Genomic DNA, 16636 nt, shown 5'->3' on the forward strand with positions numbered 1-16636 from the left:
CGCTCGAAATCCCTGCGCCCGTCCGAGGTGACCGCTGATCATGCCGCTCGCGCCGATCCTGAAACGCCCGCCCGTACTGTCCCTGATCCCTTCGAGCGGCGTTCAGCTCATCGATCTGGGCTTCGTGGCGGACCGCTCGTCCGGCGTGGAGACCAACTGGGGCTTCTACGACAAGCCCGGCGACGCCGGTCCGCCGATCCGCGTCGATCTCTCCGACGAGAACGTGCAGACCACCTACGAGGTCGATCTGAAGAAGCTGGTCGAGACCTTCGGCGACGCCTGGATGCCGATCCCGATGCTGCGGGAAGAGCAGGGCGGCGACTATTTCCACGGCCCGACGAACTGGGCGCGGGTCTGCCTTAGGAAGCTGCCAGAGCCGGACGACAACGGCTTCGATCATCGCATCATCGTGGCCTTCGACACGGAACTGCTGCCGCAGCGGGCGAGCGAGGCCTATCTCGCGCCGTCGGAGGCCGATGCGCAGCGCGGCGCCGTGTTCTCCATCTGCGCCGACGAGAAGGCGCTCAACTGGTTCGTGCAGGAAAACTGGGTCGCCGGCTGGTGCCGGGAAGCCGTCCGCGACATGGTCACCCGCGAGGAGTCGCGCAGGCGCCGGAACGCCGGGCCCGCAAGCGACGAACAGATCGCCGAGCGGATGGAGGGCCCGAAGGAGGACGTGGCGCGCTACAAGGCGCTGATCTACCTGCTGGCCGATCTCGACCTGCTGCCGAAGATCCGCATGATCGACCGCTTCACCGATCCGCGGCCGACGCCGATCGACGTCGACCTGGTGCTCGACGTCGGCAATTCGCGCACCTGCGGCATGCTGATCGAGACCCAGCCCGACGAGGTCGGCACCGACATCACCCAGGCCGTGAAGGTGCAGCTCCGGGACCTTTCCGACCCGACACAGATCTATTCCGATCCGTTCGAAAGCCGCATCGAGTTCAACCGCGCCAGTTTCGGCAAGGACGACATCTCGCTGACCAGCGGGCGGGCCACGGCCTTTGCCTGGCCGACAGTGGCCCGGATCGGCCCCGAGGCGCGGCGTCTGGCGGGTTACCGGCGCGGCAGCGAAGGCGCAACGGGCATGTCCTCGCCCAAGCGTTATCTCTGGGACGAGGATCCGCGCCGTGACGGCTGGCGTTTCAACAATGCGGCGGTGCATGGCGAGCACGCGCCCGCGGCGACCGGCGTCGCCTTCACCACCCTGGTCAACGACGCCGGCCAGCCGCTGCACAAAGTGCCCGCGCACGTGCCGGCCCATGACGAGCAGCGCTTCCCGTCCTTCCGGGCGCTCTATGCGCGCTCCAACCTGCTGTCCTTCGCCCTGACCGAGATCTTCCTGCAGACGCTGGTGATGATGAACTCGGCCGCGCACCGGCTGCGCCGCCGCAATGCGGACCTGCCGCGGCGGCTCCGACGCATCATCATGACCATGCCCACGGCCCTGCCGCTGGCGGAACGGCAGATCCTCCGCAGGCAGGCCGAGGCGGCGCGCGACCTGGTCTATCTCTGCCTGGGCCAGGCGACGGTCGAGACCGATCCCGAAAGCGGTATCCAGGAGCTGAGGGTCGCCGAGGGCGTCCATCTGCCCGAAATCAAGATCGAGTGGGACGAGGCCTCCGCCACCCAGGCGGTCTATCTCTACAGCCAGATCGCCATGGCCTATTCAGGCGACGCGCGGGCCTTCTTCCGGCGCAGCCGGCTGCCGGTCAACCGCGGCGCCGCCGGGCTGGACGACGAGTTCCGCCTGGCCACGCTCGACATCGGCGGCGGCACGACCGACCTGGTCGTGACCTCCTATGCAGTCCAGGGCAAGGGCGCCAACGTCACGCTGTTCCCGACCCAGATGTTCCGCGAAGGGATGAGCCTGGCCGGCGACGACATCGCCTACCAGATCATCCGCGATCATGTGTTGCAGCCGATCGTCAAGGCGCTGGACGAGGCCGGTCTGGGAGAGCGCGCAGACTATCTGGCGCACACGCTGTTCGGCGGCGACCGCGCCGACATGGACGTAGAGGATCAGCTCTACCGCCAGCAGTTCGCCGTCCATGTGGCGATGCCCGCCGCGCTTCGGCTGATCGGCGAGTACGAGAACTGGGACCTGATGTCGGGCGCTATCGACGGGGACGATATCCGCCTGGGCGACCTGTTCGGAGAGGATGACCGCGCCAGCCAGGCGGTCATCGCGCATGTCAACGAGGAAGCGCGCCGCCACGGCGCCGATGGCTTCGACCTGGGCGAGGTGATCCTGCCCGTGCACTTCCGCGCCATCGATCTCAGCGTGCGCAGCGTGGTGCTGGAAATGCTGCAAGCCTTCGCCGAAATCGTCTACCGCGCGCGCGCGGACATCCTGATCCTGTCCGGGCGCCCATCGCGCATGCCGGCGGTGAACGCGGTGCTGGCCGAGAGCATGGCCCTGCCGCCGCACCGCATCGTGCCGCTGCACAGTTTCCGCGTCGGTTCCTGGTACCCGTTCCGGGACTACGCGGCGACGATCTCCGACCCCAAGACGACGGCGGCGGTCGGCGCCATGCTGTGCCTGCTCGGTGAAGGGCGTCTCAGGAACTTCAACTTCCGTTCCGACAATCTGAAACCGAAATCGACCGCGCGGTTCTTCGGCAAGCTGGACCGCGACAACCGGCTGCGCGCCGACGACGTCTACTACAGCGGCCTCAATCTGGAGGACGAGGACTACGAACTGCCCGAGGAGCCGTTCGAGTTCCGCGGGCCCATGACGCTGGGCTTCCGTCAGTTCGACGCCGACTGGTGGCCCGGCACGCGGCTCTACAGCCTTGACTACGCCAGCCCGGAGATCGCCGAAAAGCTCAATCCGCGGACGCCGCTTCAGGTCACGCTGAAACGCAACCAGCGGCGCGACAACCCCGAGATTGTCGACGCCTTCACCATCGACCGCATCGAGGACGCCCGGGGCGCCTCGATCGGCAAGAACCAGCTCCGGCTCCGGCTGCAGACCATCGACAACCAGGATGGCTACTGGCTGGATACCGGAATCCTGCTGAACCAGTAGGGGAAGAGGACATGGCGGATACCGAACGCGACGGCGCGCTGAAGGAAGCGGTAAGCCGCCTGGAAGACGGCGGCGCCGACGCGCGCCTGTGGATCGACCGGGTGCGGGGCGAATCCGTCGGCGTCGCCAGTGAGGCCGACAGCCTGATCGAGAACACCCGCCGCGCCCGGCTGGCGGCACGCCGCATCGGCGGCGCCATGCACCGGCGCAACTGCGTCGGCGTCTTCGGCCCCAGCCAGGCCGGCAAGTCCTATCTCGTATCGGCGCTGGCGCGCCGTCAGGACGGCCCGCTGAAGATCGATTTCGGCGGTGAAATCAAGGACTTCCTGAAGGACATCAATCCGGCAGGCGACCGTGAATCCACCGGACTGGTCTCGCGCTTCACCAAGCACAAGGGCGACGTCGACCCCGACTATCCGGTTGAACTGCGGCTGCTGAGCGAGACCGATCTGGTGAAGATCATCGCCAACAGCTTCCTGTCCGACTTCGACCCCAACAACATGTCGATCGAACTGCCCGATGAGGAACAGATCCGCGCCGCCATCCGCAGCGCCGAGCAGGAAGCGCGGAGCGGTGCGCCGGCGGCGCATCTCGACGAGATCGAGCTGTTTGACCTGGGCGAATATTTCCGCCGCCATTTCAAGAGCAGGGTGGGCGCGCTCGACCGCGCCGACTACTGGAACGCGCTGATCCGGGTCGGCGGGCGGCTGCCCGTCGCCGGGCGCGCGAAGCTGTTCGCCATGCTCTGGGGTGGACTGGAAACCTTCACCGATCTATTCATATCGCTCGCTACGGCGCTGGAACGCATAGGCAATCCGCCCGAAGCGCGGGCGGCGCTTTCCGGCCTGGTGCCGCGCGAGACAGGCAATCCGCCGCGTCCCAACACGATCATCGACGTCGCCGTGCTCAGCCGGCTCAATTCGCCGGAAGACGCTCAGGACACGGTGCCGCTGAAGCCGGTCCACAAGGATGGCGAAGGCGAGCCTGTCGAACTGCCGCGGGCGACGCTTACCGCGCTGATCGCCGAGGTGAAGCTGGTCATGGTGGACACGCCCTGGCCGTTCTTCGAGCATACGGATCTGCTCGACTTTCCCGGCGCGCGATCGCGGCTGAAACTGACGCAGTTGCCGCCCGCGGCGGCGGACCGCGACCTGCAGCTGCGCGAACTGTTCCTGCGCGGCAAGATCGCCTACCTGTTCCAGCGCTTCACCGACGAACTGGAACTGACCGCGATGCTGCTCTGCATGCCGCCCAGCGTGCAGGAGGTGAAGGACCTAGCCGGCATGGTCCGGTCCTGGATCGAGACCACGCACGGGGCGACGCCGGCGCAGCGCAAGCGGGTCCGCAACGCGCTGTTCCTGGTGCTCACCAAGTTCGATCTCGAGTTCCTCGAGAAGGGGGGAGAGACAGCCGATTCCCGCCGCGGCAAGTGGGACCGGCGGCTGCATTCATCGTTCCTCGAGCTGTACGGCAAGGACGCCTGGCCCGAGGACTGGAACGGCGCAGCCTTCGACAACACGGTGTTCCTGCGCAATCCCGGGATGAAGCAGGTCCATCTGATGGACTACTCCGACGTCGAAAACCTGGTGGAGCGGGGCCCCGCCGCCCAGTCGGCGAACGTCATCCAGCAGTACAAGGACGCCTTCATGGGCTCGGCGCTGGTGGAAAAGCACTTCTCCGACCGGGAGGCGGTCTGGAATGCGGCCATGCAGCCCAATGACGGCGGCGTGGCCTATCTGGTCGACCGCCTGTCGGGCGTGCTCGACCCCGACCTGAAACGCCGGCAGGGCGCCGAAAGGCTGCTCGATGCGGTCAGCCGGCTGGAGAACGCCCTGCGGCGCTTCTACCACGACGGCGGCGAGGCGGCCCGGCGGGAGCGCGACCAGCGCCTGCAGGAGGTCCGCAAGACCCTGCTGAACGCAGTGCGCGGGCAGGACTTCCGTCCCTTCGCGCATTTCATGGAAGCGCTGACCCTGCCTGCGCCGGATGCGCGCGGGATCTTCTTCAACGTCGCCGCGTTGCGGGACGAGGATCTGGCCGCCGAGGGCGACGGCGAGGCGCCGTCAGCGAACGGCTCCGACGATCCCTGGGCGGATGACGACCCGTGGGCCGGAGATACGGGACCCGCCAGCGACAAGGCCGAGCCGGCCCGTGGCGCGCGGCGGCGGGAACGGCCGGAGGTCTTTGCCGACCGCATCGTCAACGCCTGGACGGCACGCCTGCGCCGGCTGCAGCAGGACGAGGAAGCCCTGCGCACGCTGGGCCTGTCGGGCGATGTTGTCCGCGAGGTGATCGACGAGATCGTTGTCGGCGCGGATCGCCACAAGCTGTTGGAGCATATCGCCGAGGCCGTGCGCGAGGAGACGCTCGCCGCCGGCGCACGGTGGGAGGACGCCGCCGACCGGGCGGTACGGATCGCCGTCTACGAGATCAACGACTACATCGCCTATCTGGGCTATGGCGCTCTGCCCGAAGGCGAGCGGCCGGGCTTTCCCGAAGCCCCGCGCGAGGCCGAGCGCGCGATCTTTTCCCCCGACGCCCTGAAGGTGAAGGGCATGGAGATCGGTCCGGCGCGGGAGCCGCTGGAACGCAACTATTTCGTCGACTGGGGCGTGGCCTTCCGCAGCCTGGGAATGGACAATGTCAGCCACGGGTCGGGCCGCGAGATCTCCGACGAGCACAACCGCGAGCTTGGCGAGATCATCGAGCGGATCGACGTGCGCGACGCGCTGCAGCCCGCGGAGGCGGCAGACTAGGGAGTTCCTGAATGCCGGTGGTCGTCGAACAGAATCCGGAAATGGCCGCGGGCCATGCCCGCCTGAAGCTGATGAACGCCGGCGATCTGGACCCTGCAACGGTCGAGGTGGCGGTTTCCGCCAGCATCGACGGCGTGGAGAAGCATCTCGACCCTTCGCGGCAGGGGCCCGCGGCGTGGGCGGCGGGCGAGAACTGGTTCCGTCCCGCGGAGGCGGCGCGCCAGGGCGGCGCGCTGTCCCTCGAATTCGGTCCCGCCGCGACCTGGCATCTGAAGCCCTATCAGCCCTATCAGATCGGTTTCCGCGACGCCGCAGGCCATCGGGCCGATGACCGCATGAGCTGGATCGCCATGCGCCTGCCATCCAACCCGCCGCCGCCCGCGCCGGAGCGTCCCGCGGCGCAGCCGGAGCCAGCACCCGAACTGGCGGCCTTCGCCGAACTGGAAGCCAATGCCGGCGATGCGATCATCGAACCCGCACGCCCGGATGAGGAGGATGGCCGGGCCGGACGCCGCACCGGCCTCTATGTCATTATCGGCGCGCTGCTGATCCTCCTCCTGATCGCGGCCGCTCTTCTCTGGTATTTCCGGGAGGATGTCTTCGGCCCCGCCAGCGAGGAGGTGACACGCACGGAGGAGACCCGGCCGGAGGCGCCTGCGCCGGACGGCAGTGCGCCGGCCACCCCGGAGCAGGCGCCAGCGCGCATCCCGCTGACCCTTGATGCCGCGCGGTCCTATCTGATCGAGGAGAAGCCGGCCGCTGAGGACGCCCAGGCGGAAGCCGAGCGCTTCGACAGCGCGGGCGAGGTTCAGGCGGCGTTCATCCTGCGCAAGTACGCAGCGCAGAAGGGATCGTCCGAGGCGGCCCTGGCGATGGCGCGGCAATACGATCCGGCGACCCACGATCCGGATGCCGGCGTGATCGCCGAGCCGGACGCAACGATCGCCGCCGACTGGTACGAGCGTGCGGCGGAAGGCGGCAATGTGGATGCCATGGTCCGCCTCGGCGAGATGCTGAAGTCCGGCGCGCTCGACCGGCCGGACGCGCCGGAGCAGAGCGTGTTCTGGCTGCGCAAGGCGGCCGAGGCCGACAGCGAAAAGGCGAAGGAGTTGCTCCAATGATCGTCCGAACGCTCGCACTGATCGTGCTGGCCACGCTGGGCATCGGCTTCGCGGGCGCGGCCTGGGCGCAGGACCGCACGCCGCTGCTCATTCCCGGCAAGACCACGCTCTACCAGAAGGTTCTCACCCGACCCGGGGTCGCCATAGCCGAAGGCCCGGGCGCACCCGGCACGCAGCCGCTGCCGCCCTTCACACCGCTCTATGTCTATCAGCGCCATCCGGTGGACGGCGGCGGACCGGCCTATCTGGAAGTCGGATCCGACGCCAAGGGCGAGGTGCTGGGCTTCCTGCCGGAGACGGCGACCGTGCCCTGGGACCACGCCCTGGTGCTGGCCTTCACCGAGCGGGCCAACCGCGACCGGGTGCTGTTCTTCGACGAGGAGCAGGCCCTGGACGCCTGGCTGGCGTCGGACGACCTGACCGAGCGTGCGGCCGCGGCGCGGCAGGCTGCCGACCAGCGTGCCCTGCCGCCCGACAGTCCGGTGATCTCGATCGAGCCGGAGGCCCATGTCGATTTCGCAAGCCAGTTCTACATGCTGCCGATCCTGGAGGCGAAGCCGAAGCGGCTGCCCAGCCGCCGCCGCGCCATGGCCGTACGCATCGCCAGCGTCACCCGCGCGGAGAACGAGGAGAAACTGGGCCTGCTCAATAGCCGCGAGAACCTCGCCGCCCTTGGCGAGTTCCGCGCCGGCGTCGTCTTCGTCATCGACGCCTCCAGCTCCATGCAGCCCTATATCCGCCGCACGCGCGAGGTCATGCGCGGCGTGCTCGACCGCGTCGAGGCTGCAGGCCTGAAGGACAAGGTGCGCTTCGGCGTCGTCGGTTATCGCGACGATCCGGCCGCCGTCGAAGGCGTCGAATATCTCACCCGCACCTTCGCCGATCCGAACGAGATCGACAGCACCACCGGGTTCCAGGAAGCGGTCGAGCCGCTCAGCGCCTCGAAGGTTTCGACGCGCTCCTTCTCGGAGGATGCCTTCGCCGCGCTCGATCACGCCATGGGCCGCATCGACTGGCAGGGCTTCGACGCCCGCTATCTTGTGCTGATCACCGACGCCAGCGCCCGCGACGCATCCTCCCCCTATGCCACGCTGAAGCTCACCGCCGGCGACATGCGCCGCGACATCATGGGGCGCAGCTCCGCACTGCCGACCGCGCTCTACGTGCTGCATCTGAAGACGCCGGTGGGCCAGGACGACCACGCCAGGGCCGAGACCCAGTACACCGAGCTGGCGCGGCGGGATTCGAGCAACTCGCTCTACTATCCCGTGCCTTCCGGCAATCCGGCGGCCTTCGAACGCAAGGTCGGCGCCTTGACGGACGCCCTGGTCGAGCAGGTCGAACAGACCCGTCAGGCGGCGCAGGAGGGCGCGCTGCCCGACGCGCCCGAACCGCCGGCGGCGAAAGGCGCGGAATCCGATATCCGCCAGTCCGCCGCCGATGTCGGCCGGGCCATGGCGCTGGCTTATCTGGGCCGTGTCTCCGGGGCCCAGGCGCCGGCGATGTTCCAGGCCTGGTCGATCGACCGTGACCTCGACAACCCGGCCGTCGAGGCGTTCTCGGTGCGGCTGTTGCTGTCGAAGAACCAGTTGAGCGACCTCCAGCGCACCATGACGGCCACGGTCGACGCCCTCGACGCCGGGCAGATCGACCCGAGCGATTTCTTCAACCAGCTGCGCAGCGCCGCCACCGCCATGGGCCGCGACCCGAACCGGGTGGGGCAGGGGGAGACACGCAACCTCGCCGACAGCGGCCTGATGGGCGAGTATCTGGAGGGTCTGCCCTACCAGAGCCGGATCATGTCGTTGACCGAGGACGACTGGCAGCGCATGAGCGTCGGCGAGCAGCAGGCCATCATCGACGACGTCAACTCCAAGGTCCGCCTCTACCAGCGCTTCCATGACGATTCCGACCGCTGGATCGCGCTCAATGACGGCGACGATCCCGGCGACTGGGTCTATCCGGTGCCGCTGGACGCGCTGCCCTGACCATGACAGAGGCCCTGCTGGATCTGGAAGGCGTCGAACGGCGGCGCGGCGACGGCTTTCGACTGGTCATCGACCGGTTCCGGCTTGGCGCGGGCGGCCGCGTGGCCATCGTCGGACCCAGCGGATCCGGCAAGAGCACGTTCCTCGACCTGATCGCTATGACGCTGCGCCCCGACAGTGCGGCGCGGATGACGATCCGTCCCGGGGATGCCGCGGAGGCGGTGGACGTGGCCCGGCTCTGGCGGGAGAAGCGGCGAAGCCAGGTGCGCGACATCCGCGCCCGGCACTTCGGCTATGTCCTGCAGACCGGCGGGCTGGCGCCGTTCCTCAGTCTCAGGGAGAACGCCATGCTCTCGCGCCGTCTGCTGGGCCGCGACGACCCCGGCCCGGTGCCGGAACTGTTCCGCCAGCTCGGCATCGAGAAGCTGGGCCGGCGCAAGCCACGGCGCGTCTCCATCGGCGAGCGCCAGCGGGCGGCCGTGATCCGCGCCCTGGCGCACGAGCCGGCGATCGTCCTGGCCGACGAGCCGACGGCCTCGCTGGACCAGACCAACGCCATCGACGTCATGACCCTGCTGACCCGAACGGTGGGTAGCCAGGGTGCGGCGCTGATCCTGGTCACCCACGACCGGGCGCTGGCCGAGGGGTTCGGCCTGCCGCTGGCCGAGTGCCGTCACGATCCGGCGACGCGCACGTCCACCATCGGGTTCGAAAGCTGATGCGGCTGCGCGGTGTCCAGCTCCTGCGCCTCTCGGCGGCGGACCTCGCCGACGAATGGCCGATCGCCGTGGCGGTCGTGCTCGCCATCGCCGCCGTGCTGGCGCCGCTGCTGGTCCTGAACGGCCTGCAGACCGGCGTGATCGGCGAGATCTTCGACCGCCTGCGCGCCGACCCGGCGATGCGGCGCATCACCCTGGACGCCACCGGCGCCCGGCGTTTCGACGCCGACTGGTTCGAGGCCATGCGCGCGCGGGACGACGTCGCCTTCGTCCTGCCCTCGACACGTTTCGCCGCCGCCCAGGTCGACATCACGCCGGTTGCGGGGAACAGCGGCCCGCTCCGCGTTTCTCTCGTGCCCACCGGCCCGGCCGATCCCGTCTTCGATGCCGCGACGCCCCGGCTCGGCTCGATTGCCGAGCTCCGTCTATCGGCCGCCGCTGCCCGCCGCGCCGACCTGGAGGAAGGCGACCGCGTCTTCGTCGACGTCGAGCGCCGGCGCGCCGACGGACGGATCGAGGCGGCGGGGATCGAGGCGGCGGTCACGGCGATCGCCGCGCCGGAGCGGCATGGTGGTGTCGTCGCCTTCGTGCGGCCCGAACTGCTGCGCGCCATCGAGGCGTTCCGCGACGGCTTCGCGGCGCCCGAGCTCGGTATGACCGAGGGACCGGAACGGGAAGCCCGGGAGGTCTTTCCGAATTTCCGTCTCTACGCCAGCCGCATCGAGGATGTCGCCGTCCTGGCGCGGCACCTGCGCGAGGACCAGGGCCTCAGCGTCAGCGCGCAGGAGGGCGCGATCGTCTCCGCCATCGAACTGGACCGCAATATCGGCGCGGTGCTCGACGCCATCATCGTGCTGGGGGCCGCCGGCCTGGCCGGCAGTCTCGCCGCCATCCAGTGGGCGGTGGCGGCGCGCAAGCGCCGCACGGTCGCCATGCTGAACCTGATCGGCTACGGCCGGAACTGGCTGATCGGCTTCCCCACGGTCCAGGCCGTTCTGCTGGCCGCCGGCGGCGGGGCCGCGGCGCTGGTCGTGGCGCGTGCCGCCGCAGCCTGGATCAACGGCTATTTCGCCGCGAGTTTCGGCGCAGAGGGGGCTGCCTGCGTGATCACCGCTGCAGCCGTGGTCCAGGGTCTTCTTGTGGTACTCGTGTTCTCGCTGCTGCCCGCCGTTCTCATCGGACTCAACTTCACCCGTCTGGAGCCAAGCGATGAAATCCGCGAGATGTAGGCTGGCCGCCCTGCTGCTGCTCGCTGCGTTGCCGGCCACCGCGCAGGAGATCATCTGGAATCCCGAAAGCTTCAACCCCTCTCCCCTGGAGGGCGACTTGGTCCTGCCCATGCCCTGCGGCGGCGCCATGGCGTTCCGGAAGGTGAACGTGCCCAGCAGCGGCGCCCTCGACGACTACCGCGTCACCCTGGGCAGCCACGAGACGGACCGGGGCTTCGCCGAGTACCGGCGGATCGCCTGGCTGGCCGGCGCTTTCGCTGCCGCCGACGGGGGCGGAGGCCGTCACTACTACCTGGGCAAGTATGAGGTCACGGCGATGCAGCGCGCCGCTATCGGCGAGAGCTGTCCCGATACCGCCAACCCCGATCTGGAACTGCCGGCGACGGAGATTTCCTGGGCCGAAGCGATGCTGTTCGCCGAGCGCTACTCCGAGTGGCTGTTGCGGAACGCCGCCGGCCGCGTGCCCGCCGAGGAAGGCGCCGTCGGCTTCCTGCGCCTGCCGACCGAGGCTGAGTGGGAGTTCGCCGCCCGCGGCGGCACCGCCGTAGGCCCGGCCGAATTCGCCGAACGGACCTTCGTGCCGCCGGGCCGCCTGGACGAGTTCGTCATCCATGACGGCAACTCCTACCGGGAATTGAATCTGATCGGCACCGTCCTGCCCAACGCGCTCGGCCTGTTCGACATGCTGGGCAACGCCGCCGAGCTGGCGCTGGAGCCGTTCCGGCTCAATGCAGTCACCCACCTGCACGGTCAGGCCGGCGGCTTCGTCCTGCGCGGCGGCAGCTACCTGACGCGGGCCGGCGAGATCCGCACCAGCCACCGCGAGGAATTTCCGCCGGTCGACGAGCACGGCATCCGGCGCCAGAAGACCGCGGGCTTCCGCCTTGCCCTGGTGGCGCCGGCCCTGCCGTCTCGCGAACGCATCGAGACGGTGCGCAAGGCGTGGGAGAGCCTGCCGCAGGAGGACCGCAATCCCGACGGCGAAGGCGCAAAGCTGGCCGCGGAACAGGCCGATCCGGTCGAGGAGGCCCGCGCCCTTGCCGAGGCCGTGCCGAACGGGGAAATGAAGCGGCGGCTGGAAAATCTCTCCTTCGTCATTGCCGAGAGCATCCGCACCCGCAATCAGGAACGTGACCGGGCGGCCCGCGAGCTGTTGTCGAACGCCGTCTTTGCCGCGCGGCGGGTGACCTTCGACATCGTCGCCTTCCAGCGCTGGAAGGCTTTGGCGGATGCCGTCGACGACGAAGCGCGGAAGGCCCGCTACATGGCGAACCACGCCGAGGACCATGCGACGTTCGAGTTCAATCTCGACTACTATCTCGACCGTCTCACGCGCATCGCCGACGATTTCGGCCAGGACAAGCTGAACGGGCAGGCGGCGGTGCTGAAGGTGGAATATGCCGACCGCGGATTGCGGACGCTGCCGCCTCTGACCGACCGGGTTCTCGGCCATCTGGAGAAGATTCGAAGCTTGGGAACCGGCGCCAGACCGGCCATAATCCAGTCCTTGACGGACGCCGCAGCCAACGCCGGCAAGTAACGGAGTCAGTCCGATGCAAAGATTTCTTCCCCCTTTCGGCAAACTGATCGCGGCCGGTCTGCTCGCCGCCGCGCTGGCCCTGGCGGGCTGTGCCCAGAACGCCGACGGCCAGCGCCAGGGGCTGTTCGATTTCGCCTCTTCCGGCAATGACGAGAATCTCAGCGAGGAGGAACGCCAGCTCCGCGAGGATGCGGAAGTCTTCAACGAGACCGTCGCCGGCGGCGCCGCCACCAATGCCCTGCTGTTCGGCGGGTTGTGCGTCGCCGCCGCGCTGCTGGGCGGCGGCGACAACATGGGCCAGTGCGCGATCATGGCCGGCATCGGCGCGGCCTATGGCGCCGTCGATGGCTATCTGGTGGCGAAGCGCCAGGAGGCGGCCCGCCGGCAGGTCCGGGAAATCGACCTGGTCACCGAGGAAATCCAGGAAAAGAACGTCAAGCTGCGCAAGCTGGTCGAGACCTCCCAGCGGGTTGTGGCCGAGAACCGGGAGCGGCTGCAGGAAATCCGCATCAAGGTCGCGAAGAACGAAGTGCGCGAAGAGATGCTGGAGGAGGAAAGCCGGCGCCTGCAGAGCAATATCGGCGTCATGGACAGCACCATCGCCCAGCTCGAGAAGGAGAGGGACAACTACTACCAGGTCGCCGAGCAACTCGAGGGCGACGGCCGCGACACCCGCCAGCTCGAGGCCGAGATCCGCGACATGAACCACCAGATCGCGGCCCTGGAACGCGAACGCGACGCGCTCGAGGAGATCGATCGCGCGGTCCGGATCGGGTGAGGCCGCCAATGTCCTATCGCAGCATCACCCTTGCCGCCGTCCTTGCCGCCCTCGCCCTGGGGGAGGCCGGGTGCGCCACCTATCAGCAGCAGAAGGCCGACGCGGTCTCCGGCGGACCGGAACGCCGCGTGCGTGAGGCCGAGCAACGCCAGCAGGCGGCCACGGACACCCGGATCGGTCTGCAGAGCGACCAGGAGGCTCTGGCGGAGGAGCGGGAGCTTCAGGAACAGGAAATCGCCGCGCTCAACGCCGAACTGGCCCGCCAGGGGGACGCCATCGCCCGGGCCCGCGAGCAGAACCGCATCACGCGCGAGAAGGAACAGGCCATGCGCGAGCGGATCACGGCGCTCGACCGGGAACTGCGCGACAATGAATTCCGCATGGCGGCGGCCGAAGCATCCGGAAATACAGGCGAGACCGCGAAGCTCCGCCGCGAACTGCAGACCCTGCGCTCGAAGGCCGAGACCCTGTCGGACGAAATCGACCTGCTGGCGAAATAGGCGGGGCCGAGCGGGAAGCTGAACGACTCCCGTCCGCACACTCGACGCACTGGCGGAGAGGATCCACCATCGCACCGTCTTTCGCCGGTGAGGGGGAAGATCAAGTGATGGCTGGACTGCTCGCTTCTTCGGGTCGACCGGCTGTGCGGAGACGTCCTACTGCATCTTCCCGGAAACGGGCGGCCAGCCCAGCGAGCCCTCGGGCTTCGGTCTGCGGCGAAGCCACCAGGACCAGTCCTCGGGCATGAGCGTCAGGGGATCTTCATGTCCCAGTTCCCTCGCCGCCATGACGGGCCAGTGCGGATTCGCCAACGCAGGCCGGCCCAGGAAGACGACATCGATCAGCCCCTCGGCGATCACCCGGTTGGCCTCGGCCGGAATGCCCAGGTTCCAGCTCACCCCGACCGGAATGCCGGCCTCCCGGCGCACGCGCGTGGTCCGCTCCACCATGAAGCCTACCTCGTCGAACGGCACATCCTGCATCGCATCGGTATTCAGCCCCAGGCTGATATCCGCGAAATCCAGCCCGTGCGCCTTCAACGCCGAAATCGCCCAGACGGCATCGTCGAACTTTACGCCATCCCGGTTGAAATCGTCGGCGCCCAGCCGCACCGTGAGAGGAAGTCGCTCGGGCCAGACCGCGCGGACGGCATCCAGCGCCTCGCGATGAAAACGGAGCCGGTTCTCCAGGCTGCCGCCATAATCATCCGTACGCTGATTGGCCAGGGGCGAGAAGAAACTGGCGCCCAGATACCCGTGCGCAAAATGCATCTCGAGCCACTCGAAGCCGCAATCTAGGGCCCGGCGGGCGGCGTCGGCGTAGGCCCCATGAATCTCCCTGATCTCATCCACGCTGAGTTCCTGAACGGGATGTGTGTAGCGGCCGCCATAGGGGATGGGTGAGGGGCCGCGCACCTGCCAGCCCTGCGGATCGTCGGGCGGAAGCTGGATCTTGCCTTCCCAGGGCTTGTTCTCACTGCCCTTGCGGCCAGTGTGACCCAACTGAATAGCCGGCACGGCGCCCATGTCCTTCACAATTGCGGCGATGCGGCTCAAGCCCTCCATCTGCGTATCGTCATAGATGCCGGCGCAACTCGTGCTTGTCCGTCCGTCCGGCGTGATGGCGATCTGCTCGGGGAATACCAGCCCGAAGCCGCCGGCCGCGCGCGATCCCATGAGCATCACATGGAAATCCGTCATCCGGCCTTCGACCGACCGGTACATCGTCATCGGCGACATCGCGATGCGGTTGCGAAGCGTTATGTCCTTGAGAGCAAATGGGGTGAACAGGTCGGTCACGCGAGCAATCCCCAGAAATTGTCATTGCACGAAGAGCATCTGGAAGAACGACATGCTCGCCAGCTATGCACGTTCATATCGTCGTTCGAAGCGTATGCAAGGCTTGTCAGAGTCGACCAATTCGGCGGGGCAGCCCAGATGGTCAGGCAACCCGATACAGGGTGCCCTCCGCCTCGGCGAGATAGACCTCCAGTCCGGCACCCCGAGCCTTTTCGCCAACCTCGCGGGTTTCCATCAATGCGAAGGCGGTCGACCAGGTGTCCGCCAGACATGCCTCCCCGGCGACCACGGTCACGCTGCGGCCGGCAGGCGCCGTCTCACCGTTCCGGGGATTCATCAGATGGCTGATCCGGCCGCCTCGGTCGAACAGCAGGCCGTATCCGCCTGAGGTCGCAATGGCCCGATCCGATGCGTCGAGCCGGCCGATCAGTCGAGAGGGCCGCATCGGGTCCGGGATGCCAACCCGCCACGGATCACCATCGGCCGAGCGTCCGATGGCTCGGGTCTCACCAAGATCGAGAGCAATGCGATCGACGCCGTTGCGGTGCAGCAACTCGGCCACGCGGTCGGTGATATAGCCTTGCGCGATGCCGTTCAGCGTCACCGCCATGCCTGACCGGTCAAAGACGATCTCATGGTCATCGATCCGTACACCGCGCCAGTCGACGAGCGTCAATGTCCGGTCCAGGTCGGGCAGAGTGTCGGAATCCGGCTGTTCGGCGAAGTGACGAGCCAGCCGTTCCCAAAGTGGTTGCACGGTGACGTCGAAGACGCCGCCGCTCACCTCGCTCACGACCGCCGCCCTGGCCAGTATGTCGCGAAGTTCCATCGGCGGTTCCGAAAGGCGGCCGTCCCGATTCAGCCGCCGGAGCGTTGAGTCGGGCCGGTAGAGACTGAATATCGCCTCGAGCCGTTCGATCTCGGCCACTGCGAGATCGATAATCCGGCGCGCCTCGCGCGCGTCAGAATGAATGATCTGTATCGAAGCGTCCGCCCCGAGCGCGACGCCCCGCCAGTGAAAGGTCCGGGTCCGGGCGGCCGGGACTCCGCCGGGCAGCAAGCTCAGGCCGGCGGCCGCGCCAGCAATGCCGATGAAACGCCGACGACTGAGAGGCGAGTGGGCGCTACTGTGTCCGTTCATGACTGCCTCCGCCTGTCGCAGAAGTTTCGCTACCGCCCTCGTCAGCCGGACCGAGCACCATCTCCTGCGGGATTTCATCGAACGCGAGGATGCTGCCGCCGCGTTCTTCGACAAAACGTTTCGCCGCAGTCAGGTCACCGAAGGGCACGATCGCCGGCGCGCCCATGCCGCCGCGCGCGTCGCTGCCGATGACGTAGTGCGCTTCGCGCGCGGCGACCCAGGTGCCGGGCTCCGGGTGGTCCCAATTTTTCGCCTGGCCCATGTCATTGACGAAGATGGCGGCGATGTTGTCGGGCTCTTCGGGCAGCATCGTGAAAGCCAGGGTGTCGCGGATCGAACTGAACCAGAGCGGCTCCGTCTGATCGGACAGGAAGATGTGCCCCTTCGGCCCCGAATGATTCTCCACGATCATCCCACAATAGTGGCCGACATCCTCTGCTCCCGGCTCCTGCGGGGCGACAGCGCTTGCCGCGCCGGGCTCCTCCTCGCAGGCAGCCAGCACGAGAAGCGCCGCCAGGATAACCGACAAAG

The 16636-nt window shown here is 68.0% G+C and carries 12 protein-coding genes; 9 read left to right on the forward strand and 3 right to left on the reverse strand.

From position 1 onward, the window contains the following. Positions 1-40: 40 nt before the first annotated feature. Genes TEF_12055 through TEF_12095 form a run of 9 tightly spaced genes read left to right on the forward strand, consistent with a single transcriptional unit; the run spans position 41 to position 13665 of the window. Positions 41-3034 (forward strand): hypothetical protein, encoded by a 2994-nt coding sequence (locus tag TEF_12055; GenBank protein ID ANK81451.1) that lies wholly within the window; start codon positions 41-43, stop codon positions 3032-3034. An 11-nt stretch (positions 3035-3045) separates the two neighbouring features. After that, a complete protein-coding gene (locus TEF_12060; protein ANK81452.1) occupies positions 3046-5790 on the forward strand; it encodes a virulence factor in 2745 nt (914 codons plus the stop codon). Between the two features lie 11 nt (positions 5791-5801). Then, positions 5802-6911 (forward strand): hypothetical protein, encoded by a 1110-nt coding sequence (locus tag TEF_12065; GenBank protein ANK81453.1) that lies wholly within the window; start codon positions 5802-5804, stop codon positions 6909-6911. Further along, complete coding sequence (locus tag TEF_12070; protein ID ANK81454.1) at positions 6908-8899, forward strand: serine/threonine protein kinase; 1992 nt, start codon at positions 6908-6910, stop codon at positions 8897-8899. The genes TEF_12065 and TEF_12070 overlap by 4 nt, the downstream gene beginning before the upstream one ends. 2 nt (positions 8900-8901) lie before the next feature. Next, positions 8902-9618: a hypothetical protein gene (locus tag TEF_12075; GenBank protein ANK81455.1), complete on the forward strand. Its 717-nt coding sequence runs from the start codon at positions 8902-8904 to the stop codon at positions 9616-9618. After that, positions 9618-10847, forward strand: a complete 1230-nt coding sequence (locus TEF_12080) for a hypothetical protein (protein ID ANK81456.1) — start codon at positions 9618-9620, stop codon at positions 10845-10847. Before TEF_12075 ends, TEF_12080 begins: the two co-directional genes overlap by 1 nt. Before the next feature lie 28 nt (positions 10848-10875). Next, on the forward strand, positions 10876-12387 hold the full coding sequence (locus TEF_12085; protein ANK81457.1) for a hypothetical protein: 1512 nt from the start codon (positions 10876-10878) through the stop codon (positions 12385-12387). A 13-nt stretch (positions 12388-12400) separates the two neighbouring features. Then, positions 12401-13165: a hypothetical protein gene (locus tag TEF_12090; GenBank protein ID ANK81458.1), complete on the forward strand. Its 765-nt coding sequence runs from the start codon at positions 12401-12403 to the stop codon at positions 13163-13165. Positions 13166-13173: 8 nt separating this feature from the next. After that, the gene (locus TEF_12095; GenBank protein ANK81459.1) at positions 13174-13665 is read left to right on the forward strand and encodes a hypothetical protein; all 492 of its coding nucleotides are present in this window, start codon (positions 13174-13176) and stop codon (positions 13663-13665) included. 156 nt (positions 13666-13821) lie between these two features. Here the strand turns inward: TEF_12095 and TEF_12100 are convergent, their stop codons facing one another. The 3 genes from TEF_12100 to TEF_12110 form a co-directional block, all read right to left on the reverse strand. Next, positions 13822-14964 carry an NADH:flavin oxidoreductase gene (locus tag TEF_12100; protein ID ANK81460.1) on the reverse strand — a complete coding sequence of 381 codons (1143 nt, stop codon included), beginning with the start codon at positions 14962-14964 and terminating at the stop codon, positions 13822-13824. Between the two features lie 142 nt (positions 14965-15106). Continuing rightward, positions 15107-16105 carry a hypothetical protein gene (locus TEF_12105; GenBank protein ANK81461.1) on the reverse strand — a complete coding sequence of 333 codons (999 nt, stop codon included), beginning with the start codon at positions 16103-16105 and terminating at the stop codon, positions 15107-15109. Then, positions 16089-16634, reverse strand: coding sequence for a hypothetical protein (locus TEF_12110; protein ANK81462.1), 546 nt, complete (start codon positions 16632-16634; stop codon positions 16089-16091). The genes TEF_12105 and TEF_12110 overlap by 17 nt, the downstream gene beginning before the upstream one ends. Positions 16635-16636 lie beyond the last annotated feature (2 nt).

It is taken from the genome of Rhizobiales bacterium NRL2, from assembly GCA_001664005.1.
Classification (GTDB): domain Bacteria; phylum Pseudomonadota; class Alphaproteobacteria; order Minwuiales; family Minwuiaceae; genus Minwuia.